A 26,369-nucleotide genomic window follows, 5' to 3' on the forward strand; every position below is an offset into this window, starting at 1 on the left:
TGTGATCTAAAGCATAAGTTATTCAACGAAAAAAAACACGTCAAACCCCTTAATTTCTTAGACCAATGGCTTTCTAGGAGATAATTGCCACTCAGAATACCTCAATATATTGTAATACAAATTATCTAATTGAAATTTATTAGAGTATGTAATATTTTTCTTCTTCGCGCTTTGTCTGAAGATCAAAAATGCGCGGCATTTCTTTGAAGGAAACGTAATGAGATGTTTCGAAGGAATTGGATAGAAAGTGGGATTTAGATGAATGTAACAAGCAAGATCCCCGACTCGCTCCTTCGTCGCTCTCGAGGATGACGCAAGGAAAATCCAACGCTTTCTATTTCTACCTCTAAAATCTCGTTTCTCGACTCTCCAATCTCGCCTCTTTCATACTTTCAAACACAAAAAAGCGAACCCTGAGGCTCGCTTTTCATTCTTTCGCTAGTTTTATCGGGGTGTTACGACACTTATGCTACGTGAGCTACTGCGTCGCGAACCAGTGTACCCAGTTCATCCCACTTACCTTCATCGATAAGTTTTGTTGGCACCATCCAAGTACCGCCACATGCCAGTACTGAAGGGATAGACAAGTATTCGTCTACGTTACCTAGGCTCACGCCACCTGTTGGCATGAATTTCACTGGGTAAACCGCCGTTAATGCTTTAAGCATACCAACGCCGCCAGATGGCTCAGCAGGGAAGAACTTAAGTGTACGCAGACCCATTTCCATCGCTTGCTCAACTAGGCTTGGGTTGTTTACGCCAGGTACGATAGCCACGCCTTTGTCTAGGCAGTATTGAACCGTGCGAGGGTTAAAGCCAGGGCTTACGATAAAGTCCACACCAGCTTCGATTGCTTGGTCAACTTGCTCGTTAGTTAGGATAGTACCTGCACCGATCAGCATTTCTGGGAACTCAGCGCGCATAGCACGAATCGCTTCTGCAGCACACTCTGTGCGGAACGTGATTTCAGCGCAAGGCATACCGTTTTCAACCAAAGTGCGAACTAGAGGAATCGCATCTTCTGCTTTGTTGATGGCAATAACAGGAATTACTTTTAGGTTTGCTAGTTGTTCGTTTAATGTCGTCATAAGAGTGTACTCGTCGTCGTTAACTTGAGTTCAATAAATCACTGCGGAGCGCCGATTAATCAACGCTCCGCAAAAGAATTACAAAGGAAGATCTGGCATCACTTCACGTGGAATGATGGCACCTTTATGTTGAATTACCGCACCAGCCATACAGTGACCAGAGTAAGCCGATTCCGCAGCATTGCCGCCAGTCAAACGCTTCGCCAAGAAGCCCGCACTGAAAGAATCACCAGCCGCTGTTGTATCAATCACGTTGTCGACTTTGTTTGGCGCCACGTATTGCGCTTCGCCATTCGCCACAACCAAGCAATCTTTGCTACCACGTTTGATGATGATTTCATCCACGCCCAGTGCAGAGGTTCTCTCGATGCACTGTTCTAGATGCTCGTCACCGTAAAGCATTTGCTCATCTTCAAATGTGAGCAGTGCGATATCTGTGTGCTTAAGGATCTTAAGGTACCAAGACATGGCATTCTCGCGGCTTTCCCACAATTTAGGACGGTAGTTGTTATCGAAAATAACCTTACCACCTTGTGCCTTGAAGCGCTCAAGGAAGCCAAACAGTTGCGTCTTACCTTCTTCAGTAAGGATCGCTAATGTAATACCGCTCAAGTAAACCGCATCGTACGAGTAAAGTTTGTCGACTAATAGCGGAGACTCGTTTTGCTCGAATAGGAACTTAGCGGCCGCTTCGTTACGCCAGTAGTGGAAGTAACGTTCGCCAGTTTCATCGGTTTCGATGTAGTAGATACCTGGTTGCTTTTCTTTAACGGAAAGAACCAGACTAGTATCGATGCCCTCTTCTTGCCATGCTGATAGCATTTCTTGGCTAAAAGGATCGTTACCCAGAGCCGTTACATAGCTGGTTTTAATATCGTGAGCTTTGGTCAAACGAGATAAATACAGTGCGGTATTCAACGTATCACCACCGAATGACTGCTTTAGCTGACCTTCCTTTTTCTGTAGCTCAACCATACATTCGCCAATGACCGCGATGTTTAATGATTTCATGTTGTCACCTTAGCAACTGAGGTTGCGCTATAGATTATTTTAAGAAGTCTTCACGAGCTGGGTTGAAGATGTCTAGAAGAATGCTGTCTTGCTCTAGTGCAACCGCACCGTGCATCATGTGCTTACGAGCAAAGTATGCATCGCCTTCTTTCAGTACTTTCTTCTCGCCTTCGATTTCTGCTTCAAAGCTGCCACGTACTACGTAACCGATTTGATCGTGAATCTCGTGAGTATGTGGAGCGCCAATCGCACCTTTATCAAAACATAGGTGAACCGCCATTAGGTCATCTGTGTAAGCAACAATTTTACGCTTGATACCGCCGCCTAGCTCTTCCCACGGGTTCTCATCTAATACAAAGAAAGAATTCATCGTCATACTCCTAAAAAGTCTCTATTAAAGCGAACCCTACGGCACTTCATTCTTAACCATGCTTTTATTAAAAGATTCTCTTAAAAAAGCGTCGTATTGATAAAAGTGAAACGCAAAGCGAAAGGGTCTGCTGTCGAATTGGTAACGAGCATATCCGATCTGTTTTAATTGTAATACAATATATCTAAAAATATGTGATATTCATCAAACGGTGCTCGTTAAAGCATTCCACTTAACGATTGATAACGCCGAAACATCAGTCACAACAAGGATTGCCACAACAATATAAATCAATAGGTTAGCTAAATTCGCGTGATTTCACTCTCCCTTTTTGCCACAAAAACTACACCCAAATCTAATATTGTATTACTTTATAGAAAGTTTAAGAAAACAACACACTTCATCTGAGGGTGGTAAAGAAATGACTACACAACCGATTTTGTTGACTGAAGCAGAAGTCGAACTACTAAGAAAGGAAGTCGGAAAGCCGAGCTTAATGGGCAAATCCATTGAAGCGAATCGCAAGGAACTTGAAGCCTTCATGCGTCTGCCTCTAGACGTGCCAGGTCACGGCGAAGCGGGTGGCTACGAGCACAACCGCCACAAACAAAACTATACCTACATGAACTTAGCGGGTCGTTTGTTCTTGATCACTCAAGAAGAAAAGTACGCGCAGTTCGTTAAAGAGCTTCTCGCTATTTACGCAGAGAAGTACCTCACCTTTGATTTCCACGTACAGAAAAACACTAACCCAACAGGTCGTCTTTTCCACCAGATCCTTAATGAACACTGTTGGTTAATGTTTACTAGCCTTGCTTACTCTTGCGTGGCATCAGTGATGACAGAAGAAGAGCGCACAGCCGTTGTTGAGCGAATTTTCGAACCAATGCTAGACATGTTCACAGTGAAATACGCGCACGACTTCGACCGTATTCACAACCACGGCATCTGGGCAGTTGCAGCTGTTGGTATTTGTGGCCTAGCTATTGGTAAACCTGAATACCTAGAGATGTCGGTATACGGTCAAGACCGTGATGATACTGGCGGCTTCCTAGCGCAAATCTCACAGCTGTTCGCCCCTTCTGGTTACTACATGGAAGGTCCGTACTACCATCGTTATGCGATTCGTCCAACTTGTGTATTTGCAGAAGTAGTACACCGTCACATGCCTGAAGTAGACATCTACAACTACAAAGACAAAGTGATTGGCAACACAGTACAAGCGATGCTGGCAACGGCTTACCCGAATGGTGAGTTCCCTGCCCTAAACGATGCATCTCGTACCATGAGCATTACCGACATGGGTGTTCAAGTTGCAGTGAGCGTTTACAGCAAACACTACGGTATGGATGACAACATCCTAGGCATGGCGAAGATTCAAAACGCCGTTTGGATGCACCCATGTGGTCTTGAGCTTTCTCAAGCTTACGATAAAGCTATCGCAGACCGTGAAATCGGCATGCCTTTCTGGCCAAGTGTGGAGCTCAACGAAGGTCCAACTGGTAACAACGGAGCACAAGGCTTTATCCGTATGCAGGATAAAACCGGTGATGTGTCACAGCTTGTGATGAACTACGGTCAACACGGCATGGGACATGGTAACTTTGATACGCTTGGCATTACCTTCTTCAACCGTGGTCAAGAAGTGCTGCGTGAATACGGCTTCTGTCGCTGGGTAAACGTTGAGCCTAAATTCGGCGGTCGTTACCTAGACGAAAACAAATCGTACGCACGTCAAACTATCGCGCACAACGCGGTAACGATTGATGAGCAATGTCAGAACGGTTTCGATGTAGACCGCGCTGATTCAGTGCACGGTTTGCCTCACTTCTTCAAAGTAGAAGGCACTGAAATCAACGGTATGAGCGCGTTTGCGAACGACCATTACCCGAACACAGACATGCAGCGCAGTGTGTTCATGCTTAACCTCGATGAGCTTGAAGCACCGCTATTGCTAGACCTTTACCGCATCGAAGGTGAAGACGAACATCAGTACGACTACTCTCATCAATACGATGGTCAAATCGTACGTACTAACTTTGATTACCAAAGCTTTGGTGAACTGAACACGCTTGGCGATGACTTCGGTTACCAACACCTTTGGAAAGTAGCGAGCGGCAAAGTGCAAGATACGGCGCTGGTTAGCTGGCTACAAAACAACACCTACTACACTTGGTTAGGCACAAGCAGCAGCACGAAACAGAACGGCGATAATGAAGTGATCTTCACTCGCACTGGCGCCAATGACCCAAGCTTTAACCTACGTAGCGAACCGGCATTCATTCTACGCAGCAAGGGCGAATCGACGCTATTTGCTTCTGTGCTAGAAACACACGGCTACTTCAACGAAGAGTTTGAGCAGTCGGTGAATGCTCGTGGTCAGGTGAAAGATATCCGCGTCGTGGGTTACAACGCCGTTGGCAGCATCGTAGAAATCACGACTGAAAAATCACTGGTTACTGTGATGATCAGCAATGTGCTAGGCGCTGACGACCAAACCCCACACCAAGTAGAATTGAACGGTAAAACCTACAGCTGGAATGGCTTCTACTCTCTAGAAGTAAACGCATTCGGGCAGGAGAAATAATAATGAGCTACCAAACCCAGTCTTACCAACCGCTATTAATGAACTTTGAAGAAGCGGCAGAACTAAGCAAAGCACTTGGCACGGATAGCCTATTAGGAAATGCATTAGCACGTGACATCAAACAAACTGACGCTTACATGGCCGAGGTGGGTATTGAAGTTCCAGGTCACGGCGAAGGTGGCGGTTACGAGCACAACCGTCACAAGCAAAACTACATTCACATCGATCTAGCGGGTCGCCTATTCCTTATCACTGGTGAGCAGAAGTACCGCGATTACATCGTTGATATGCTAACGGCTTATGCGAAGGTTTACCCGACGCTAGAGAGCAACACCAGCCGTGACTCTAACCCTCCGGGTAAGATCTTCCACCAAACTCTGAACGAGAACATGTGGATGCTATACGCGTCTTGTGCGTACAGCTGCATTTACCACACGTTGGAAGAAGAGCAAAAAACACTGATTGAAAACGACCTGTTCAAACAAATGATTGAGCTGTTCGTGGTCACTTACGGTCACGACTTTGACATCGTACACAACCACGGTCTATGGGCAGTAGCAGCTGTAGGTATCTGTGGTTACGCAATTAACGATCAAGATGCGGTAGACAAAGCGCTTTACGGCTTGAAACTGGACAAAGTGAGCGGCGGCTTCCTAGCTCAGCTAGACCAACTGTTCTCGCCAGATGGCTACTACATGGAAGGTCCTTACTACCACCGTTTCTCGCTGCGTCCAATCTACCTGTTCGCAGAAGCGATTGAGCGTCGTCAGCCTGAGCTTGGTATTTACGAGTTCAACGACTCGGTAATCAAGACCACGTCTTACGCCGTATTCAAGACAGCATTCCCAGATGGTACTTTGCCTGCACTGAACGATTCATCGAAGACGATTTCGATTAACGATGAAGGCGTAATCATGGCTACGTCAGTATGTTTCCACCGTTACGAGCAGTCTGAAACGCTACTTGGCATGGCAGACCACCAGCAAGACGTTTGGGTTCATATCTCAGGTAAAACATTGTCTGACGCGGTTGCCGCAGCAGACAACATCAAACCATTCAACTGGGGTAGCCTATTCGTAACAGACGGCCCAGAAGGCGAAAAAGGCGGCGTAAGCATTCTTCGTCACCGTGACGAGCAAGACGACGATACGATGGCGCTTATCTGGTTTGGTCAACACGGCAGCGATCACCAGTACCACTCAGCGCTAGACCACGGTCACTACGATGGTCTTCACCTGAGCGTGTTTAACCGCAGTCATGAAGTGCTGCACGATTACGGCTTTGGTCGCTGGGTAAACGTTGAGCCTAAATTTGGCGGTCGTTACATTCCAGAGAACAAGTCTTACTGTAAGCAGACAGTCGCGCACAACACAGTAACAGTTGACCAAAAGACGCAAAACAACTTCGACACAGCCCTAGCAGAAACCAAGTTCGGCTCTAAGCACTTCTTCAAAGCTGATGACGAAAAGCTGCAAGGCATGAGCGGTCGTATTTCTGGTTACTACAACGGTGTAGACATGCAGCGCAGCATCATTCTTGCTGAATTGCCAGAATTCGAAAAACCACTTGTGATTGATGTTTACCGCATCGAAGCAGATCAAGAGCACCAATACGACCTGCCGGTGCACTACTCTGGTCAAATCATCCGTACGGATTTTGAATACGATGTAGAAAGCACGCTACGCCCAATGGGCGAAGACAACGGCTACCAACATCTATGGAATGTAGGTTCAGGCCAAGTTCAAGGCAGCTCGCTTGTTAGTTGGTTGCACGACAACAGTTACTACTCGCTAATCACAAGCGCAACAAACGGCGGCAAAGTGTTCTTCACTCGCACTGGCGCAAATGATCCAGACTTCAACTTGAAGAGCGAGCCTGCACTGATCCTACGTCAATCTGGTCAGAACCACGTGTTTGCTTCTGTGCTAGAGACACACGGTTACTTCAACGAGTCTATTGAAGCATCGGTTGGCGCTCGTGGCCTAGTAGACTCAGTAACCGTCGTTGGCAACAACGAAGTGGGCACCGTGATTCGTCTGCAAACCACAACAGGCAACGCTTACCACTTCGCTATCTGCAATCTAGACGAAGACAAGCAAAACGCGGCACATCGCGTTGAATTCGACGGTGTGGCTTACACTTGGGAAGGCGTATTCGCACAAATTTAATCTTTAGCTAGTCACTAAAAATTAATATAAAAATCGGGAACTAATTCAAAGCCGGACGTCATGTTCGGCTTTTTTTGATTGTTTACATGACTCTACATGAGCTTATCAATTAGCGTTTAATCATAGTAAAACCGTTAATAACTCATAGAAAAACAGACATAACTTAACCTTACGCCTTATCAAAGACACCACTTATACATATAGAACTCTTCTGAGATTTAATTAACACTTTTACTATTTAACTTATGACTAAACTACTCCCCAACAACACTAAAATGATATTGTATTACAAATATTAAATAGTGTAAGAGGCTTACTACTGTGTTTATAAAATCAACTAAATTGCTTCTAATAAGCTTCTCTGGGCTTGGATTAATAGGATGTGGAGGAAATACCTCCCCTACAAGGCAAGATGATAAACCAAATATTCCACACCAAGAGCATGTAGCACCATACTCAATAGCAAAATTTCAAAACATATTGAGAAATTCAGATTTACAAGTATCAGATCCCGATGGGAAGGAGGGAAATAAAACCAGTGACGTCAAAAATGGAGCATTCTCGGATTATAAGAGTGACCACTTTTACGCAGAAAAGGATTCCAATTACCTTGTCTTTAAAATGTCGAACTACAAAATGCGCTCAGAAGTTCGTGAGCGAGAAAACTTCAACATTTCAGAACAAGGCGTCTTTAGAACTTTGTATGCAGATGTTCGATTACCAGAGATTAACCTTGCAATGGCTAGCTCCCCTGCAAACCATGATGAAGTCACTTTCCTGCAAATTCATAACAAAGGCACAGATACTTCTGGTACAGGTGCTATCCCACACCCTTTGTTACGAATCGTTTGGGAACAAGAACGAAACAGTATCACTGGTCATTACTGGGCGGTAGTAAAGAACAATGCCATAGATTGCAGTCTACCTTCTAGCGCATCAGATTGTTATGCAACATCATACGATCGTTATGATTTAGGAAAAGCCGATCTCAACGCATTCACGCGATTCGAAGTAAAAATCGGAGAAAACACATTAACCATTAAAGTGAACGATGAGCAAAAGGTAAATGTAGATGTATCCTACTGGCAGCACCTCCTGAGCTACTTTAAAGCCGGAGTTTATAACCAGTTTGAAAACGGTGAAGCAAAGGTACAATTTAAGCAGTTAGGACTAACCAAAACTGACCATACTGATTCAATAGCTTGGAATATTGACGATTGGAAATTAACCATTCCTGCAAGCAAAAATGATTGGTATGGTTTTGGCGGTGACAGCGCGGCTGAATTAGAGCCTGAGCGTTGTAATTCAAGTAAAGATCTTCTGTCTAACGAAGAGAGCGTTTACCAACGCGAGATTGATTTATCATACTTCAATGTTATTGACGGTAGCATGCATTTCCGCGCCGATATGGGTTACGGCACGTCAACGGCCAACTCCAGTTACATCCGTTCAGAATTGCGAGAGCTCTACATCAGTACTAACTCCCCGGATTGCAGCACCAGCGATGAAGAGACAAGTTGGTATATTGAAGATAGTCGTACCGGTGCAACTTCGCATACGCTAAACGCAACACTAAGAATCAACGAATACCCTAAAATCGACGGTCAATTACCAAAAGTCGTGGTAGGCCAGATACATGGTTGGAAAATCAGCCAAGCACTCGTAAAGCTACTTTGGGAAGGTGAGAATAAGCCAGTCCGAGTTATTCTGAACGATAACTACAAACTTGATAACAACAAAGACTGTACTGATTGTAACGCATTCAGCGTTAAGCTTGGTACCTACGCGGTAAACGAAGACTGGCAATATACGATCCGTGCCGATAAGGAAGGACTGTTTTTAGCCACCTACGATGCAGATGGCAGTAATATGGTCTCGCACACACTGAAGTGGGGAGAAGCATACTCAGACACCGCTAACAACAAGTCCTATACTCTTACTGAAAGATGGGCGTCGCCTGATATTGCGTTTTACTTCAAAGCCGGAATTTACCCTCAGTTTAAACCTGATAATGCATATCGAGGAGAAATCTTTGATGTGAGCTTTAGTGTTTTGAGCACTCTTCATCAATAGTCATTTCAATCTCTTAGCAATAGGCTTGCTACTTTGCTCTAAAGCAACGAACAAAGCTCATACTCCCGCCACGGGAAATTTATTTTCTCGTGGCCTCTTCTTTTAGAACACCACAATTCAACTCGCTTCACGCATAGTGTTTCCTTCTACGATAAATATATAAATCAACCTCCACTTAGGCAGCTTAAAAACAGCGTCTATAGTTTCGTGAGATATTTATCTACCCTAACGCTGAGTTATTTTAAATTTAACCAATTAAACTACTCTAATATACATTAGCACTTAAAAATAAACATTGTCAGAAGATAAAAGCAATCAATAATTATTACCTATCTATGGTGATAAATTTTTAAATTAATTTATCTATGTCAATTAAAATAACATTTGAGCTGTTTTATTCTTCTATAGAAAGAAAAAGCCCTCAGCTACAAAGCTGAGGGCAAAGGACTTCAATCAACTAAAAGTGATAGAACTAGCCTTGGTACTTACCAAAAGATTGTTTTAATTTATAGAAAGTAGCTTGTGCGTAATCATCTGGATTACCGTACATATTCTGGTTATAGACACCGGCTTTAAAGTACATATATCTGCCACCTTCGTCATAGCCACTGTCACTCATATCTACGACTTGAACAACATCATCTTTACCATCACGTTTTACCGTAACTGTCATTGTGTTGCCTTTCACATCAATGATGTAGCTGAATTTTTCACCTAGCGCGATGCCATCGTCACCGATTTCACCAGTCATATCACCCACTAAGCTGTAGTAATCCTCTGTTCCAGTTTTGGTTTTTTCGTGAGCAAAGTAAACTGTACCTGTTGGTTGGTCTGGTAGCTTACGATAATAAAGACGAATTGGCTCATCATCTTTGTCATGAATCTGGCCGATAATAAAGCGGCCAACTTCATGCGACTGACCAGTTGTGGTTGCATGGTCAATCTTCAGAGTAGCTTCAAGCGTACCGTCTACACCACCCGCTTCTTTTTGATCTTCAACTGGTGCAGAACTGAATACCCAGTTATTAGGATTTACACCTTTTGTGCTATAAGACTTATCACCAGCACGAAGCATGGTACGTAACTCAGTTCGCGCGTATTTAGTGTTTTCAGAAGTTCGAGCGCCTTTCACATAGCTCTTGAATACCATTCCGCCATCATCTGCTGTGTAGAATATATCAGAGTGTTGGAAGCCGTTAGCCAAGTCCCACTCATCAATATCATCAGCACGACCATCTTTGTCATGGTCGAAAGGTGTCGTCAGTTTCCAACGTGTTAAGTCAAAGTTTTCACCCGGTGCATTTGTCGCGAGTGGCTCTTTCGGTAACGTAGGGTAAGGCATCGCTTTAGAAAGATCACACGTCACAGTCGTTTCACAAGGACGGACGATTGGTGCTCCAAAGTCGCCTTTACGATTCTTTTTGAGTAAATCCTTTTGTGCCTTTTGCTCCGCTTTCATTTGCGCAATCATAGCCGCTTCAGCGTTAACGACGTCATCAGTAATGATGTGACTTGCCGGACAGGCATTAATTCCGCAATTAACTGCCGCTAACTCAGTAACTGAGTTCCATTGGTTTTTGCTATTACCGTGGCCAACGTAACGAACATAGCGTGCTTTTACTGCAGGCTCAAACTGGAAGCGCTCTAAGCCAAGTGCGCGACCAGAGCTTTGCGCACCCTCAATAACCGTCACCCAGTTTTCACCATCAGTACTAAACTGAACATCAAATTTGCTGACGCGTTCGTTACCTTTGCTGAACGAGGCTTGAATTGCGTCGAACTCATAAACCGAGCCGTAATCCAACATCGCCCACTCACCATCACCATTTGCTGACCAACGTGTCATAATATCTTGGTCAAACAACTGCTCTGGAACATTACCATCATGACTACTCGCCGTTATCGTAACGGGAGTCAGAATATCAGCACCAGTTTCTTGGTTGTTTGGAAATGGATCTACCATGGTCGCCGTACTATTACAGCCCACAGCAAGTAAAATAGAAGAAGCTAACAAGCTTTTGAAGAAAATATGCTTCATGTAATCTAACACCTACAATATAAAAATGAATTAACAGCTCTTTTGCTGTAACAACAATTAGGCAATAACACTCGGGTTAAAAGCTGTATTTAAGGCCAAGGCGTGTTCTCAATTGACGGTCATCCGTGGTTGAACCATCCTTACCTTTGACATTCCACAATTCAAAGTAAGGACGGAAATCTCCCATTTGGTAACCAACAATTAAACCAGCATCCCACTCAGAATCTTTCCAATCAGATAAACGCACTTCGTCATAGTTTTTGTTGTAGTTGATCTCATAGCTCAGCTTGACGTTATCAAGGTACTCGTTATCAAACTGACGCATATCGTAAGAGCCTGTCAGTGTCCACTTACCTTGTTCAACTGTTTTCCCAGCAACGCTTACCGAAGTACCATCCGTTAGTGTTTTGTTACCTGCACCATCTGAATAAACTTGAAATTCGTGTCGGTAACGTAAAGCGGTACTTAAGCCAAAAGAGGATTTGTAACCAACACGAACTTGTGGTTTATAAGTGGTTTTTTCGTCATCATCGCCAAAAGTAATAGGCATCCCTGGTTGGATAAACCATTGTTTATTTATTTGGTAGCGAACTCCCCAATCAAACTCAGAATCACCAGCAACGAGTTGATCCCAAAAATGCGAGTTGTCGTAACTATGGAATTTTTGTTCAACACCAAAGTTCAGTTTGGTCTGATCGTTAATTTTAGAACTACCACTAATTTTGATACGTTGGGCATAAGTTTCACTCTCATGCTTATATTCTGCGCGATAGTCTAAAGTTGCTGCGGAAACCGCTCCCGCCATTAATGTGGAAGCAACGAATAGGGACATTGTTGTAACTGCTTTCATGATTATATCTCTCTGTATATATTTTTTGGGATACCACTTAAATCCCTGGATTTGATTCAACACTATTGAATTAATGTATGACAAATACTAGTTAATTCATCATGAGAGTTCTGTGATATTAATCATGTAAGTGCCCCTCAACTGACAATTTGTATTATTATATATTCAAAAGTGTTAGCTATGTCTGATTCTAAAACGACCTTTGTAGACATCACTTACAGAGAAATGTTTTAACTCGTTTCATATGATAAATAAGAAGATTAAAAATATAAACAACAATAAATTCAATGACTTAAAATAAAAAATCTTGATGTAAAATCAAATTTCTTTCCTAAATCACCTTTAGTTTTTGCTGTTTCTCTATAAAGAAAGCCCTCAACCTCATAAACGTTCAGCTCTTATTGATGTTGATATTCAACTATTTTGTGTGACTTATTCATCACTTCAGTGAGCAATCATTGTATCTAGTGTGAGTCGGATCATTCTATTGATAAAACCATCTAGATGACAGAAATTATTTGTCTAACAATATTACATAAATAAAAACACATGGAAGTGAGTACCTACCATGCAAGTAACAAAAATTGCAGCAGCAATTGCTATTTCCACAGGTTTGTTAACCGGATGTAACACTGATTTAAGGGATGCACCATCGGCTCCCCCACCAACAGAAACTGAGTCTGAGTTGAGCCAAGGTATGTGGGATATTTCAACACCAGCCACTGTGGCGAAATCCGATGATGAGCACGACCTGCCAAACGTCTATGTCTTTGAAGACGGTACGCAAAAGTATTATAGCGATGATGATAACTTCGGTACTTACACAATCTACACTTCAACTTATACCGAAGATAAAGATACAGAGACGCTTACATTCAACCTTTATGACGAGAGCGATCTAGGTAACCCTACCGAGTTAACAGGGACTTATGAAGTTTCAAACGGCATGTTAACCATTTCAGGAACAAATGACGGAAACTTCACCGGTAACGATGAATCAGAAAACGATGCGGTGAAAGATGCAGTTGCAGCGGCAAATAATGACGCTGGCGATAACAACGTCGTACAAATTTTGGATACCAATAAAGGTGGAACAGAAGAAGACACCGGTGAGTTACGAATCAAGCTGTCTGATTCAACGAGTGTTTCAGAAATTTCAACAGGCCGACTAACTGTAGATCTAACTTACCAGCATCATGAAGAAACAGAACAGGAAGCCGACGGTTCTGGTGACAATGCTTACATCTCATTTTATGCAGCAAAAACCTCGAATTCCAACTTGCATGGCGAAGTGGCATTTGAAAACGGCAAAATCAAATACCGCGATGCAAGTGGAAACTTGACGGAAACAGGCGACACGTTTGAGTTAGGTGAAAACCTCGCGATAGAAGTCAGTTGGATAGAAAACTTCTTCTCTTTTTCGGTTAACGGTAAACAAATAGGTGAAATGTTACCTGTCGCTGATGGCACCGCTGTAACTTATGTATCACTGAGACTAGGTGATAATGGCAACACTACAAACTTTGAATTAAATGCAGACAACTTGAAGATTTACTCTAGTGATTCGGGCTCTGAAGTGTTGGTTCTAGAAGAGGATTTTGACAACTACATTCCAGGCTTAGACCTTGCGACAATTTACAACAGTGCATCAAGCGAAGCGGTTGTCATTTCAGACGGAAGTTCTAATCCTGATAAACCGTCAGAAGACGTGAGTGAAAACTTTGACTCATACCCAGTAGGAACAAATATCAGTTCAGCAAACTCTAGTTGGAAAGAATACAATACGGTTGCTGATGACTCCTCCACCTTGACCTCCGTGGCTGTAGTAAGTGATGACGTATCAAAGAGCGGCACTAACTCTCTGCTAATATCCGACACAGATACGACCAACAAACCATACGTTACGCGCGAGTTTTCAAACGGAGCAACATCAAACGGTAGCGTGTCATTCGATGTTTACATTCCGTCAGACAACGAAAAAACTACATACATTAATGTTGGCTCAGGTAAAAACAACTCAGATCGTTACTACGAATTGAGAATTTCGGGCAGTGGTAAAGTTGAAGCCGAAGCAGGATCAGATGACGTAGAAATAGGCACTATTACGACTGACGCTTGGAACTCAATGTCCCTAGCTTGGGATGGTGATGAGATTAACGTTTCTATTAATGGAAAAACGGTTGATGCGCCAAGTCAGTCCGAAACAGGCTTAGACGCAACGAATACACCATCACAACTGACTATTTATGTAGGGGACACAAGTGGTGCTTCAACAAAAGCATATTTCGATAACATCGATTCAAAGCAACTCTAGTGTTATTTTGTAGCACTTGATACTAGGCCAGGCTTTCGAGCCTGGCTTTATTTTTTTACCTCTTCAGAAGAACAAAATTCAACACAATACTCTAAATTCAAGCCAGTCCCAGTGATTGCTTGCTCTATCTTGTTTCTTACCTTTTAAAGAATTCCACTGAAAACAAAAGCCTCATCAAATCGATGAGGCTTAAGTAGAAATCGAGTAGCTCTTAGCTTTCTATTAGTTTCAATTTTGATTTAGCTTGAGCTTAGAAAATGTCACGCTGTTATAGTCACCGTTTTTCTTGTCGACTGAAAAATCACCGGTGCCCGCACATCCTGTACCCCACACAGGGTGAGACTCACTGACGCTACATTGACCATAAGCTCCTGCTTTAAAATAGAACATGTCTTCTGCGTAGCCATGCTCAAAGTCCTTACTATCAATCCCCTTACTGAGATCTATGGAATAAGTCACTGTCTCGTGGCGTTCTGTTTCAAACGTCAAGTTCATCATAGTTCCTTGAACTTCTATCTTGTAGCTGAACTCTTCACCAAGAGCGATACCTGCTTGGCCTGGTTCTTCAAGGTTATCCCAAGTATTTCCCCATACTGGATATGCAATATCAATACGATTTGGATCTTCCTTCGCTAGGTTACGCTCGTAGTTCCAAAATACAGAGCCCATTTTGTGTTCTGGGAATTTTTTATAGAAGATTTTAATGGGTTCATTTCCATGTCCATAGCCTTTACCCTCTTTTATTCTTGCATCAATTTTTTTCGCGTGGATTTGACCGACAACAACAGAATGAGCAGGCCCTTTTTCTGGAAATTTGGCGTGTTCAGAAACATGGTTCACTTTCAAGGTCGCTTCCAACGTTCCACCTACGCGACTGTGTTTAGCAGCCTGAGGGTGGCTCGATAAAGCCCAATGGTTTGCTAAATCATCGGTTTGAATAGAAAAGTCAGCGCCACGAGGCATTTCACGTAGTTCAGAGCGAGCATTCTTCGAGTTTTTTGTCGTTACCGCTTTATTCTGCACTTCAAACACCAAGTTGCCTTCTTCGTTCAAGAAGAAGAAGTCTTTGTGTGAATAACTCAGCATCGCCACACCCTCGATTTCGTCCACTTTTCCGTCTTCATTGATATCGGAAGGAATAGTGATATTCCAGTTTCGCATATCAAATTTATCGGCAGGGACTGGATAATCAACGCCATTATTTAAATCAGAAGCGATAGCAAGAGTTGGTAAGGTAACAGCCATTGCGGCTACGAGTAGATTGAGTTTCATGTTCAAACCTTATCATATGTAATATTGTCATACATATAATAAGGTTTGCAACGGAATGATTCGAGGAAAGAAGTTATGATGTGCTCTATTGATCACAATTTATAAACTCGATAAACCCCAAAATGATAAGCTAGACATACTCCTCTTTAGTCCATAGCATCTACGAATATTTTCGACCTAATCCAATAGTCATAGAATCAATCGTACATTAGCTTGTCTGCCTTATTAATATCGAAATCTTTCAGAGACTTACGTGCTAAATGCCTAAATGGCCATGCCTTAACAATTTCTTCAAACGGCATGATTGCAAACACCCAAAACACTGAAAGGTCCAAGTATAAAATCATCAAAGCACATAACGGTATTGAGATTACCCACTGACCGGTAAAGTTAATCTTAAACACCTCCGTTGTTTTACCTAACGCTCTCAAAATATGACCATGAACGGTGTTATAGCCACGTACTATCGGTAGCAGTATGTAAAGTGGAGCAATCGCGGATAACGCTTTGTAAGTACTCGGGTCTAAGTCGGGATACAAATCAGGAAGAACGAAACTAAGTGCAAAAAAGAAAAATGCTGAAACGAACGAGATCATCACGGCCATATCAATACTAATATCGACATTGTTACGCAGCTCATCCATTTTTCTTGATCCAATTGCTTGGCTAATCGTGATTGCCGATGAATGCGCCCAAGCAGTAATGAACTGAGTACCCGCTTTGATCCAAGGCATCACGATAGTCATAGCGACATAAGCATTTAAGGTCAGTTGCGAGTACAGCAACATGTATATCGTTGCGCCAGTTTGTAACATTGTGACGTTCGCCGCGACGGGGAAAATCTCTTTAAAATGCTTATGTATATTGCTTTTCAATGACGCATCAAGCTTCTTAATAGACAAGATGATAGAATCATCAAGCTTAATGCACATGGTTAAATATAACAGCCGAATACTAATAGCAACCAAACTACCCGCCGCGGCGCCTTGAACGCCAATACCTTCAAAATTAGTCAGGCCGTGAATCAGAACATAAGACATCGCCACGTTGACTGGCAATTCAATCAAATAGCCTTTAAATGGAACTTTGGTCCGTCCAAGCGCATTGAACACCGCAATCATAACCTGAGTAATGGCATTGAATATGACGATGAACTTAGCAATTGCAAGGTAGCATTTTGTCTCCGCATAGAGATCAACGTTATCCGTCAACTTACTGATTAACGCTTCATCAAAGACAGTAATCAACAGCCAGAATAAGGATGCGACTAGAACGTTGATAACTAAAGCTGCCCAGAAACCTTTATTTAACGATAGATAATGACCAGAGCCTACCGCACGGCTAAGTACCAATTGAGACCCATTTGCTAGAGCCATTTGGATACCTAAAACAAAAGAAACTATTGTTGTAGCAATCCCCATAGCAGCAAGTGAAACTTCACCTAATGGCGTAACAAGCAGCGTATCAATCATAAGCATTGATTGCATCAACAAAGCATTAAGAGCAAGCGGCCAAGCAAGAGATAAGTTTTTCTTTATATATGGTTGGGAAAACATTAGTAAACCTTTGTAATGAGGTTAAACGTTTAAACTAAAGAGCTCGGTCATTAGGCAAAGTTCATGACAAAAAGAAACGACAGAAAACTCTTTTTAGTCAATAAAAATGTACGCAAGCTCTTAACTATTCACGGCGTCGGAAAGCCTCTGATTCTCATCATTTAACAGCGTTTGAGAGGCTAAACGAGCTTGAAATGAGTTTCCGACCATAATTGCATCATAAATTGCACGGTGCTCATTAAGGCAGAACCTCCCTCCTTCAACTGACTTGTCAATAAACACCTTAAATATGGTCGAAAGTATATTGCTGAAGGGAACGTAGAATTGATTATCGGTACAAAGGAATATCGTTTGATGAAACAAATGATCGTTAGCAATCCACTCATCATAATCGTGACATCGTGCTGCCATCGTCATTCTTTGAAATACAATTGACAACAGCTTTCTTTGCTCAGCATTGGCATTTTGGGCTGCCAGCGCACACGCCTCTGGTTCTATGGCTTTACGCAATCCTAAAAACTGAGATAGAAACGGCTTAGTATCTTCTAAATCTTGGATCCACTCTAAGAGTTGAGGATCAAGAAAATGCCAATAGTTTCTTGGTAGTACCGTAGTTCCAACTTTTGGTTTAGAGATAATTAAGCCTTTAGCAGACAGCAACTTCGTCGACTCTCGTAGTGCTGTCCGACTAACACCAAACAACTTACACAGTTCTATTTCACTCGGGAGCTTCTCATTTTGACTTAATTCTCCTGACAATATTTTGCGAGAAATCTGTCTTGCTACTTGTACATGTATCTTGTGATTTGAATTCCCGAGAAGTGAAAACTCTGCCATCTATATTCCTCATTGCCAGCAGCCTAAACGACTTGTTTAGCTAATAATTAGAAAAGGCCAAATGAAACACGCTTTGAAGGCGGAGACTTTCTGTGTAAATGTAAAGCACTGTTATTTAGCGTCTAAAATCTAACGATCTTATGAATATGATTTTTACTCGCGAGGTATATTGGCCAAACTCAATATTGAATGGTCGAGTAGTAACATCATGCACACCGATCTTTAGTATATAATAATACAATATCACTTTATTTAACAAGAAACCTGACCTTCTATTCAAATTGTGTGCTGTGTATTGAAAATCAGTGAGTACAATAAGTAGGCGCGACTAGAGTTAACTAACATATTGAGCTAACAAATAAATAAGGAATGATGTAAGAATCGGTGGCCTCATCTGTTATACGCTAAGTATCATAATCATGAAGGCTTCATAAAGCAGTCGGAGATTCAAAATGGATTTGTGAAGACAACTGTTATTACGTAAACATCTTCTTGGTGAGCTACACTTTGGATGATATAGTCCAAGCTTAAATAATACAATTTTAACGATAAGTGATTTTATGTCTGGTGAATTTCATTCTATCTCCGGTTCCAAGCGCAGCTTACATGTACAAGTAGCTCGCGAAATTGCTCGTAGCATTTTGTCAGGCAAGATCCCTCAAGGGTCCATTCTTCCAGGAGAAATGTCCCTGTGTGAACAGTTTGGTATCAGTCGCACAGCTTTGCGTGAAGCCGTAAAACTTTTAACATCAAAAGGTTTACTCGAGTCACGTCCAAAAGTTGGTACTCGAGTCATCAACCGAGCGTACTGGAACTTTTTAGACCCACAATTAATTGAATGGATGGACGGTCTAACAGAGATAGATCAGTTCTGTCATCAATTTTTGGGGTTACGACGCGCGATAGAGCCTGAAGCTTGTGCACTCGCAGCGAAAAATGCCACTGCGGAACAGCGAATTCAGCTATCAGAAGCATTCCAAGATATGTTGGAAGTCGCTAAAGCAGACGAACTGGACAAAGCGCGTTGGATGGATGTAGATATTCGTTTCCATAGCATTATTTTTAACTCAACCGGAAACGACTTTTTCTTACCGTTTGGGCATGTTCTGACTACAATGTTCATTAACTTTATTGCACACTCATCTGAGGAAGGCAATACGTGCATCGAAGAACATCGTGAGATTTATGAAGCAATAATGGCAGGCAATGCTGAAAAAGCACGTCAAGCTTCGGCTAACCACTTGTTGGAGTCAAAACATCGCTTACCCGAAGCCAGTTAAGCTTGGGCTTGGGCGATCTAATAACTAGGCAAAAGCACGCATCTCGCGTGCTTTTTTAATTTCGTTTCCTCCAATTCTTTATGGCACACCATCAATATTTTGATATATAGTAATACAAATGTATTTTGAGAATGTTGTGTTATGACCGACTCGCTACTGCCAAATATCATACAGTTTATCAGCCAGATTGATCCGTTTGACAAGGTACCTAAAGGTGCACTTCGCGAGCTTGCTTCATCTGTCAAGATCACTTATTTAAGCAAGGGGGATGTTGTTGATCAGTATTCTTCTAAGAACGAAAAGTCACTTTATATTATTAGAACTGGCTCTATCGAACAGCGTAAATCTGATGGCATATTGAGAGCTAAACTTGGTCCGGAAGATTTGTTTGGCTTCACTTTTCTTGGTAACGAAGTCGAAAGCGGAAAAGAATACAAAGCAATTGCAATCGAAAATTCATTAGTTTATGTAATTCCAAATGCTGCGCTGAAAAAGTTGTGCACTTCTCATCCTGAATGTGCTGAACATTTTGCATCACAAGCTCAGGTACGGCTAAAGTCAGCATTAGATGTCGTGTGGTCTAACAAAGAAAAAGGGTTGTTTATTCGGCGTGTAGAGGAAGTCGCTAGTGGTCGAGTTGCAATTGTAACCGCTGAGCAATCCATTCAGTCAGTCGCCAACGAGATGATCGATAAGTGCTCTCCCTGCGCTGTCGTTTATCGTGATAATAAAATAGTTGGACTGATTACCGACCGAGATATGACAAAGCGAGTCATCGCCAAAGGATTAAGCATCTCAACACCAGTCGTCGAAGTCATGTCGCCTGATCCTAAAACAATTCATCCTGACGATTTAGTTCTGCACGCAGCCTCCATTATGATGCAGCACAATATAAGAAACTTACCCTTAGTCAGAGACAATAACGTCGTTGGCGTTTTGACCACAACGCACTTGGTTCAAAACCATCGAGTCCAAGCTATATTTTTAATTGAAAAGATCAAATATGCTGGCAGTGTCAAAGCGTTGTCTAGTTTTACGTCCGAGCGCCAAGCTATTTTTGAAGCATTAGTCGAAGGACGGGTTTCACCAGAAATCATTGGTAAAGTGATGACCATGATTATGGATGCGTACACTCGTAGGTTAATACAAATAGCCATTGATAAGTTGGGAACACCTCCCTGTGACTTCTCTTGGATTGTGGCAGGCTCTCATGCTCGCCAAGAAGTACATATGCTGTCAGATCAAGATAGCGCCATCGTATTAGATGATTCGGCAACAGATAACGACCGTATCTACTTCAAACATTTAGCAATGATAGTAAGTAATGGTCTGAATAAATGTAACTATCCATTGTGTCCAGGGAAATTTATGGCAGCGACCCCTAAATGGTGCCAGCCTCTCTCTGTTTGGAAAAAGTACTATAAGAAATGGGTGGCAAATCCTGAATACGAGCGCCTCCTCAATATCAGTGTCTTTTTAGAAATCCGAACCGTTTATGGAAACAAAGACTTTGAACAGATACTTCGCGATGAGCTTCACTCTAACATCAACGCTAATAGAGAATTCCTTACGATGTTAGTTAACGATGCGGTGAAAACAAACCCACCGCTAGGAATATTCAATAGCCTAGTATTACAAAAATCGGGAGAGAACAAGAAAACGCTCGACGTAAAAAAATACGCGATTAATCTAATCATTGATCTTGCAAGGATTTATGGTCTGGCAGTTGAATGTGACCTCACTGCAACTGATGAGCGTTTTAAAGCAGCTAACGAAAAAGGACTGCTCAGCCATGACGCGTACAAAAATATAATCAACGCATATCAATTCATCTTGTCGTTTCGATTTGCCCATCAATTAGAAGCACTAAAAAGTGGAGATGAGCCAAATAACCACATTGACCCCAATACGTTCGGTAGTTTTGAACGTCAACATTTAAAAGACGCGTTCCGCATCATTGCAGATCTACAAGAAGTCGCCAAACTCCGTTTTGGGAGCCGATAATGAAGCGCTTACTTGAGTACTTTCATCCATTGACACGAAAAAATCGTCAGAGACAAAAGCACTGTAAAAAGAAGCACATCCCTCTTTATCTTAAAAAGCTGCTTCGCTCGCCAAATCTGGACGTAAATCAACGAGCTTTTGACACTGAGTTCATCGTTCTAGATCTTGAAACAACTGGCTTAGACAGTGAGGAAGAAGTCATTCTTTCCATGGGCTGGGTAGAGATTCGACAAGGCCATATTGACTTAGCAACAAGTCAACACCTTTATGTACATAGCGACTCAAAAATTAAGCCCGAAACCATAGTTGTTAACCATATTACCCAACAAATGCTGACTGATGGAATCTCTATTCATGAAGCAATGCGTACATTCTTTAAAGCAGCAGAAAACAAAGTTATTGTTGCGCACGGATGTATAGTCGAAACTAGCTTTATTAATCAATATTTACAGCGAGTTTTCAACATAAAAGAGTTGCCGCTCATTTGGATAGACACCTTGCGAATAGAAAAAAGGTTACAAAGAGCTATCAATGCTTCCGATGAATCAGATGTGACTCTAGCAGCGACAAGGGAACGTTACGGGTTACCCGCTTACAACGGCCATAATGCACTTGCAGATGCAATTGCAACTGCAGAGTTACTATTAGTTCAACAAACCCGTATCGCACCTCAGACAAAAGCGACAGTCGGGCCCCTTTACCGGCTTAGCCTGTAATCATCCAGATCACAGGCCTATTTGCTAAACATGTTCTCTGTCACAATTTGGTATCATCAGCATTTACCTTAGTTAATAATACAATATCATTAATGGAGGCGACGTTAGCAAAATGCAGCGAATAGCCATTGTCACTTGCCAACATCAGAGCGAGTGTAAACTGATTAGTTGCTCCATATCATAACTACATTTTAGAGAGCTTAGCATTGCATGTGCGCAATGATTGTCGAAGATCTAGCAGCGTTACATAAACAACCGAATTCAGGTGATGTCCCCTCGAACGTCATCTGCAGTGGTTAGTAATCATGTAAAGCCGCTGTTGCGAACTTCAGCCGACAGCTCGCGGTACTAGTACCGTTTGGCCCATGCAGTACAGGCTTGCATGGGCTTTTTTTTAACAATCCTACATCAATCGATGTTATATCCCTCTGCCAGATATGCATAAATCCGCATCCATTCTTATTAGAGGACTTAAGATTCTTTATAAGTATATTCATAGAACCCATACCTAAACTCGACACTTTTAGCAGCTTCAGAGAAAAGCAATATCTGACACCGATCACTTGTATGATTAATTAAAGGGTTTATTACGCCTTACTGGTCACGGTTTTGAGTTATTGTACTACAAATAAGAGGGGCGAACGTTACTATTACTTAGGACAATAAACTACTTCAAAGGTCTAAAGATGGAACTCAATACTCTCATTGTGGGCATCTATTTTCTATTCTTAATCGCAATAGGTTGGATGTTCAGAACTTTTACTAGTACTACAAGCGACTACTTCCGAGGTGGCGGCAACATGCTTTGGTGGATGGTTGGAGCAACGGCGTTTATGACTCAATTCTCTGCTTGGACATTTACTGGAGCAGCTGGTAAAGCCTACAATGATGGTTTTGCTGTCGCTATTATTTTCCTTGCAAACGCGTTTGGTTACTTCATGAACTTCGCTTACTTTGCACCGAAATTTCGTCAGTTACGCGTCGTAACTGTCATAGAAGCCATTCGTATGCGTTTTGGTACAACAAACGAACAAGTATTTACTTGGTCTTCGATGCCAAACAGTGTTGTCTCTGCAGGTGTATGGCTTAACGCCCTTGCTATTATAGCTTCAGGTATTTTTGGTTTTGATATGACAGCAACCATCTGGATTACCGGTTTAGTTGTACTTGCGATGTCGGTAACTGGCGGCTCTTGGGCGGTTATCGCCTCCGATTTCATGCAAATGGTCATCATCATGGCGGTAACGATCACATGTGCAGCCGTTGCTATTGTTCAAGGTGGTGGAGTTACTGAAATTATCTCTAACTTCCCAGTCGCAGAAAGTGGCAGCTTTGTTGCAGGTAACAACCTGAACTACTTAAGCATCTTTAGTATTTGGGCGTTCTTTATCTTCGTTAAGCAGTTCTCTATTACAAACAATATGTTGAACTCTTACCGTTACCTAGCTGCAAAAGACTCTAAAAATGCAAAAAAAGCAGCTTTGCTAGCATGTGTATTGATGTTGGGTGGAGTTTTCATTTGGTTCATGCCTTCTTGGTATATTGCAGGCCAAGGTGTTGATTTAGCGGCAGCTTATCCAGATGCTGGTAACAAAGCAGGCGACTTCGCGTACCTATACTTCGTTCAAGAGTACATGCCAGCAGGTATGGTTGGACTTCTGGTCGCTGCAATGTTTGCTGCTACGATGTCCTCTATGGACTCTGGTCTTAACCGCAATTCAGGTATTTTCGTAAAGAACTTTTATGAACCGATCGTTCGTAAAGGCCAAGCATCAGAGAAAGAGCTAGTCGCAGTTTCTAAAGCAACATCGGCGGTATTTGGCGTTGCAATTATTCTAATCGCGCAGTTTATAAACTCTCTAAAAGGTCTGAGTCTATTCGACACTATGATGTACGTTGGTGCGCTCATCGGGTTCCCAATGACAATTCCAGCGTTTTTAGGCTTCTTTATCAAGAAAACTCCAGACTGGGCCGGTTGGGGAACTCTAGTCGTGGGTGGCATCGTTTCCTACCTTGTTGGGTTTGTTATCACAGCTGATATGGTGTCATCGGCGTTTGGCCTTGAGGAGTTGACTAGCCGAGAATGGTCTGATGTGAAAGTAGCAATAGGTCTAATCGGACACATGACGCTAACTGGTGGCTTCTTCATGTTGTCGACTCTATTCTACAAGCCTCTAACTGACAAACGCCAAGCAGATGTCGATAAGTTCTTTGAAAACCTATCAACGCCTCTTGTAGCGGAATCAGTGGCACAGAGAAAACTCGATAACAAGCAACGTCAAATGCTGGGTAAACTTATCGCGGTCGCAGGTATAGGTGTCATGTTTATGGCTCTGCTACCTAACCCAGTATGGGGGCGCTTAGTGTTTATTCTATGTGGTGCCATCGTCGGAGGTGTTGGTCTACTACTTGTAAAAGCTGTGGATTCAAGCGCTGAACAAGTCTCTGAACCTGTGACAGAAAGTTAAATCTCTTATTCTAATAAACGCGGCTATTCTTTGGCCGCGTTTTTTTTATTCTAAGTTCCCAGTACGAACACTTCACCCTTTTACGAAGACATATCATCTTGTCTAGGGTTATCGAATTGCAGCTTTATTTTGTCATTCGATAAGGCTAAACCAGAACGTGATAATCTGATCGAGTTAAAAGTGCAGCCTACCTTGCTTAAGTAAACGCCCCAAAAATACCTGATGAAGTAAAGATCTCGGCTCGTATACTTTGTTGCCACTTCGTGATTTAGACTCGCTAGTCCTTTACATCACTACCTAGTCTACAAGCCAAACTATTCCCGCTGAACAAACCATCTCGGGATTACTTAGGTACACTATTTTCTCTTTTTGCAGATGGCACAACAACAGCTACCAATAAAGCTAACAGCAGGAACACAGGGCTAAGCATTAATCCATGCCAGATTGAATACCCATCATGGAACAGCCAGAATATACCAAGCGTCAGTAGGTACGAAAAGTAGCTGCAAAACACCAAGCTAATCGCGACAAAGCGCTTTTGATTAATAATAAGAATCCGCACTAGATACTGGCTAAGAATACCGGAGCAGCGCATGGCAAGTTGCCAATTAATGATAAAGAAAGCAAGCGCAATAAACCCAGCTACGACCAGTGCATCATGCGTACTTAAAATGAAGTAGCTACCAAATCGGCTTATGATGATCGGATAATCGCCTTCGTATATCGTTGACCAAGATATTGCGTTCGCTGCTGCTACGTAATTGGCAAAATAAGCAATGGCGTAGAAAGTCGTTTGAGAACTGAACGGCTGAAATACGTCTGTACAAAACCCTCGCCATTCTTCTTTGTTGGCGGTAGGCCCAACCCAGTCACGTTTTTTTTGAGCGGTACGCCCGGCAAACGCAGGCTCGTTGCGAAACAACAGCCAAAATATATAGAGTGCAAGTATAACCAAGAGTATCGAAAACATACCCTTCCCCCTCAGAAATTATCGGCGCCACTGCCAATGGCGTTGGGGTCGTAAACTGCACTTCCCTGCTATACCTATTTGATTTATCAAAGACTTAATATTTTATTACCACCAAAATTCATTTAATGGCATGCTAAACAGCGATATTTTCACGCTTTGTGCGTGAAGTTCGAAAGCCTACTTTTAGGTTTAGCACAAAAATAGCTACAGCAAAGCGTAAGATAGGGATTCCGCACCCATCAATGAAGATGAGGCGTTAAGCAGAAGCTGCGACCGCAATGAGAAGAGAAGGATTCAAAGCGGTCATGCATGGGCGAGAGGAGCAACTATTTCTCTAACTTTTCTTCAAATACACCAATCTCTCTGCCCAACCAAATCGCGCGTTCTGTGTGATCGAGCAACTCTTCTTCGCTTACTGGGTGAATAAGCACAGAAAAATCGCCTCGAATCGTATCAAGCCACGCCAAGAACTCTTCACTCAAGGATTCTAGGTGAATTTCAAACATCGGCATCTTGTGTGGGCCAACTAACCTTCCAACTAATGGAAACACACGCAGCACATCTTGACGCTCTTGACGGATGATCTCGTTCAAGGCTTGCGCTTTATCTTGTTCTCTTAGGGGAAAATAAACATGAGCGTGGTACATAACTTCTCCATAATCACTTCCACTTGAGCACTACCTACTTTGGATAAGCTCAAGGACTGCCGAGGGTATACATTTGTAATGCCGTCACCCTACCTTGATTCCACTCAGTTGGGAAGAAGT

At 42.5% G+C, this 26,369-nt stretch carries 18 protein-coding genes; 8 read left to right on the top strand and 10 right to left on the bottom strand.

All coding sequences use genetic code 11. From position 1 onward, the window contains the following. Positions 1-464 precede the first annotated feature (464 nt). The 3 genes from R8O10_RS08415 to R8O10_RS08425 form a co-directional block, all read right to left on the bottom strand. Positions 465-1,088 (bottom strand): bifunctional 4-hydroxy-2-oxoglutarate aldolase/2-dehydro-3-deoxy-phosphogluconate aldolase, encoded by a 624-nt coding sequence (locus R8O10_RS08415; RefSeq protein ID WP_318191292.1) that lies wholly within the window; start codon positions 1,086-1,088, stop codon positions 465-467. Between the two features lie 78 nt (positions 1,089-1,166). Then, positions 1,167-2,099 (bottom strand): sugar kinase, encoded by a 933-nt coding sequence (locus R8O10_RS08420; protein ID WP_005437155.1) that lies wholly within the window; start codon positions 2,097-2,099, stop codon positions 1,167-1,169. Between the two features lie 34 nt (positions 2,100-2,133). After that, positions 2,134-2,469, bottom strand: a complete 336-nt coding sequence (locus R8O10_RS08425; RefSeq protein ID WP_005450851.1) for a cupin domain-containing protein — start codon at positions 2,467-2,469, stop codon at positions 2,134-2,136. A 421-nt stretch (positions 2,470-2,890) separates the two neighbouring features. On the opposite strand from R8O10_RS08425, the gene R8O10_RS08430 reads away from it, so the two are divergent. The 3 genes from R8O10_RS08430 to R8O10_RS08440 all read left to right on the top strand — a co-directional run bounded on the left by R8O10_RS08430 (position 2,891) and on the right by R8O10_RS08440 (position 9,297). Then, entirely contained in the window at positions 2,891-5,056 is a 2,166-nt protein-coding gene (locus R8O10_RS08430) for a heparinase II/III family protein (protein WP_318191293.1), read from the top strand. Positions 5,057-5,058: 2 nt separating this feature from the next. Then, the gene (locus R8O10_RS08435) at positions 5,059-7,224 is read left to right on the top strand and encodes a heparinase II/III family protein (protein ID WP_318191294.1); all 2,166 of its coding nucleotides are present in this window, start codon (positions 5,059-5,061) and stop codon (positions 7,222-7,224) included. A 321-nt stretch (positions 7,225-7,545) separates the two neighbouring features. Next, complete coding sequence (locus tag R8O10_RS08440) at positions 7,546-9,297, top strand: polysaccharide lyase family 7 protein (RefSeq protein WP_171342558.1); 1,752 nt, start codon at positions 7,546-7,548, stop codon at positions 9,295-9,297. A gap of 472 nt (positions 9,298-9,769) precedes the next feature. Here the strand turns inward: R8O10_RS08440 and R8O10_RS08445 are convergent, their stop codons facing one another. Both R8O10_RS08445 and R8O10_RS08450 read right to left on the bottom strand, forming a co-directional pair. Beyond that, positions 9,770-11,335 carry a polysaccharide lyase family 7 protein gene (locus tag R8O10_RS08445; protein WP_017821221.1) on the bottom strand — a complete coding sequence of 522 codons (1,566 nt, stop codon included), beginning with the start codon at positions 11,333-11,335 and terminating at the stop codon, positions 9,770-9,772. A 76-nt stretch (positions 11,336-11,411) separates the two neighbouring features. Beyond that, complete coding sequence (locus R8O10_RS08450; RefSeq protein WP_017634227.1) at positions 11,412-12,185, bottom strand: oligogalacturonate-specific porin KdgM family protein; 774 nt, start codon at positions 12,183-12,185, stop codon at positions 11,412-11,414. A 568-nt stretch (positions 12,186-12,753) separates the two neighbouring features. Between R8O10_RS08450 and R8O10_RS08455 the strand changes: the two genes are divergently transcribed. Further along, a complete protein-coding gene (locus R8O10_RS08455; protein WP_062730962.1) occupies positions 12,754-14,499 on the top strand; it encodes a hypothetical protein in 1,746 nt (581 codons plus the stop codon). Positions 14,500-14,727: 228 nt separating this feature from the next. Here R8O10_RS08455 and R8O10_RS08460 read toward each other — a convergent pair whose 3' ends face one another. The 3 genes from R8O10_RS08460 to R8O10_RS08470 all read right to left on the bottom strand — a co-directional run bounded on the left by R8O10_RS08460 (position 14,728) and on the right by R8O10_RS08470 (position 18,164). Beyond that, positions 14,728-15,771: a polysaccharide lyase family 7 protein gene (locus tag R8O10_RS08460; protein ID WP_318191295.1), complete on the bottom strand. Its 1,044-nt coding sequence runs from the start codon at positions 15,769-15,771 to the stop codon at positions 14,728-14,730. 197 nt (positions 15,772-15,968) lie between these two features. Next, complete coding sequence (locus R8O10_RS08465) at positions 15,969-17,258, bottom strand: MATE family efflux transporter (protein WP_025998585.1); 1,290 nt, start codon at positions 17,256-17,258, stop codon at positions 15,969-15,971. 189 nt (positions 17,259-17,447) lie between these two features. Beyond that, complete coding sequence (locus tag R8O10_RS08470; protein ID WP_017634231.1) at positions 17,448-18,164, bottom strand: FadR/GntR family transcriptional regulator; 717 nt, start codon at positions 18,162-18,164, stop codon at positions 17,448-17,450. 560 nt (positions 18,165-18,724) lie between these two features. Here R8O10_RS08470 and R8O10_RS08475 point away from each other — a divergent pair. From R8O10_RS08475 to R8O10_RS08490, 4 genes are all read left to right on the top strand, one after another. Then, positions 18,725-19,444: a FadR/GntR family transcriptional regulator gene (locus R8O10_RS08475; protein WP_005388529.1), complete on the top strand. Its 720-nt coding sequence runs from the start codon at positions 18,725-18,727 to the stop codon at positions 19,442-19,444. A 141-nt stretch (positions 19,445-19,585) separates the two neighbouring features. Further along, positions 19,586-21,448 (top strand): putative nucleotidyltransferase substrate binding domain-containing protein, encoded by a 1,863-nt coding sequence (locus tag R8O10_RS08480; RefSeq protein WP_017634232.1) that lies wholly within the window; start codon positions 19,586-19,588, stop codon positions 21,446-21,448. Then, positions 21,448-22,164 carry a 3'-5' exonuclease gene (locus R8O10_RS08485; RefSeq protein ID WP_005388533.1) on the top strand — a complete coding sequence of 239 codons (717 nt, stop codon included), beginning with the start codon at positions 21,448-21,450 and terminating at the stop codon, positions 22,162-22,164. The genes R8O10_RS08480 and R8O10_RS08485 overlap by 1 nt, the downstream gene beginning before the upstream one ends. Positions 22,165-22,850: 686 nt before the next feature. Then, positions 22,851-24,632 (top strand): sodium:solute symporter family transporter, encoded by a 1,782-nt coding sequence (locus R8O10_RS08490; RefSeq protein ID WP_054578993.1) that lies wholly within the window; start codon positions 22,851-22,853, stop codon positions 24,630-24,632. Between the two features lie 343 nt (positions 24,633-24,975). Here R8O10_RS08490 and R8O10_RS08495 read toward each other — a convergent pair whose 3' ends face one another. After that, positions 24,976-25,602: a hypothetical protein gene (locus R8O10_RS08495; RefSeq protein WP_054578994.1), complete on the bottom strand. Its 627-nt coding sequence runs from the start codon at positions 25,600-25,602 to the stop codon at positions 24,976-24,978. A 326-nt stretch (positions 25,603-25,928) separates the two neighbouring features. After that, positions 25,929-26,249: a DOPA 4,5-dioxygenase family protein gene (locus R8O10_RS08500; protein WP_005375836.1), complete on the bottom strand. Its 321-nt coding sequence runs from the start codon at positions 26,247-26,249 to the stop codon at positions 25,929-25,931. Positions 26,250-26,369 lie beyond the last annotated feature (120 nt).

Source organism: Vibrio sp. 1727 (genome assembly GCF_033344415.1).
In the GTDB taxonomy this organism is placed as follows: Bacteria; Pseudomonadota; Gammaproteobacteria; order Enterobacterales; family Vibrionaceae; genus Vibrio; species Vibrio alginolyticus.

Excerpts from the sequence above, each read along its gene's own strand:
- R8O10_RS08455 (WP_062730962.1), top strand. The coding sequence starts at position 12,754 with ATGCAAGTAACAAAAATTGCAGCAGCAATTGCTATTTCCACAGGTTTG.
- R8O10_RS08415 (WP_318191292.1), bottom strand. The coding sequence starts at position 1,088 with ATGACGACATTAAACGAACAACTAGCAAACCTAAAAGTAATTCCTGTT.
- R8O10_RS08500 (WP_005375836.1), bottom strand. The coding sequence starts at position 26,249 with ATGTACCACGCTCATGTTTATTTTCCCCTAAGAGAACAAGATAAAGCG.
- R8O10_RS08450 (WP_017634227.1), bottom strand. The coding sequence starts at position 12,185 with ATGAAAGCAGTTACAACAATGTCCCTATTCGTTGCTTCCACATTAATG.
- R8O10_RS08485 (WP_005388533.1), top strand. The coding sequence starts at position 21,448 with ATGAAGCGCTTACTTGAGTACTTTCATCCATTGACACGAAAAAATCGT.
- R8O10_RS08465 (WP_025998585.1), bottom strand. The coding sequence starts at position 17,258 with ATGCAATCAATGCTTATGATTGATACGCTGCTTGTTACGCCATTAGGT.
- R8O10_RS08435 (WP_318191294.1), top strand. The coding sequence starts at position 5,059 with ATGAGCTACCAAACCCAGTCTTACCAACCGCTATTAATGAACTTTGAA.
- R8O10_RS08430 (WP_318191293.1), top strand. The coding sequence starts at position 2,891 with ATGACTACACAACCGATTTTGTTGACTGAAGCAGAAGTCGAACTACTA.
- R8O10_RS08445 (WP_017821221.1), bottom strand. The coding sequence starts at position 11,335 with ATGAAGCATATTTTCTTCAAAAGCTTGTTAGCTTCTTCTATTTTACTT.
- R8O10_RS08495 (WP_054578994.1), bottom strand. The coding sequence starts at position 25,602 with ATGTTTTCGATACTCTTGGTTATACTTGCACTCTATATATTTTGGCTG.
- R8O10_RS08420 (WP_005437155.1), bottom strand. The coding sequence starts at position 2,099 with ATGAAATCATTAAACATCGCGGTCATTGGCGAATGTATGGTTGAGCTA.
- R8O10_RS08480 (WP_017634232.1), top strand. The coding sequence starts at position 19,586 with ATGACCGACTCGCTACTGCCAAATATCATACAGTTTATCAGCCAGATT.
- R8O10_RS08475 (WP_005388529.1), top strand. The coding sequence starts at position 18,725 with ATGTCTGGTGAATTTCATTCTATCTCCGGTTCCAAGCGCAGCTTACAT.
- R8O10_RS08425 (WP_005450851.1), bottom strand. The coding sequence starts at position 2,469 with ATGAATTCTTTCTTTGTATTAGATGAGAACCCGTGGGAAGAGCTAGGC.
- R8O10_RS08460 (WP_318191295.1), bottom strand. The coding sequence starts at position 15,771 with ATGAAACTCAATCTACTCGTAGCCGCAATGGCTGTTACCTTACCAACT.
- R8O10_RS08470 (WP_017634231.1), bottom strand. The coding sequence starts at position 18,164 with ATGGCAGAGTTTTCACTTCTCGGGAATTCAAATCACAAGATACATGTA.
- R8O10_RS08490 (WP_054578993.1), top strand. The coding sequence starts at position 22,851 with ATGGAACTCAATACTCTCATTGTGGGCATCTATTTTCTATTCTTAATC.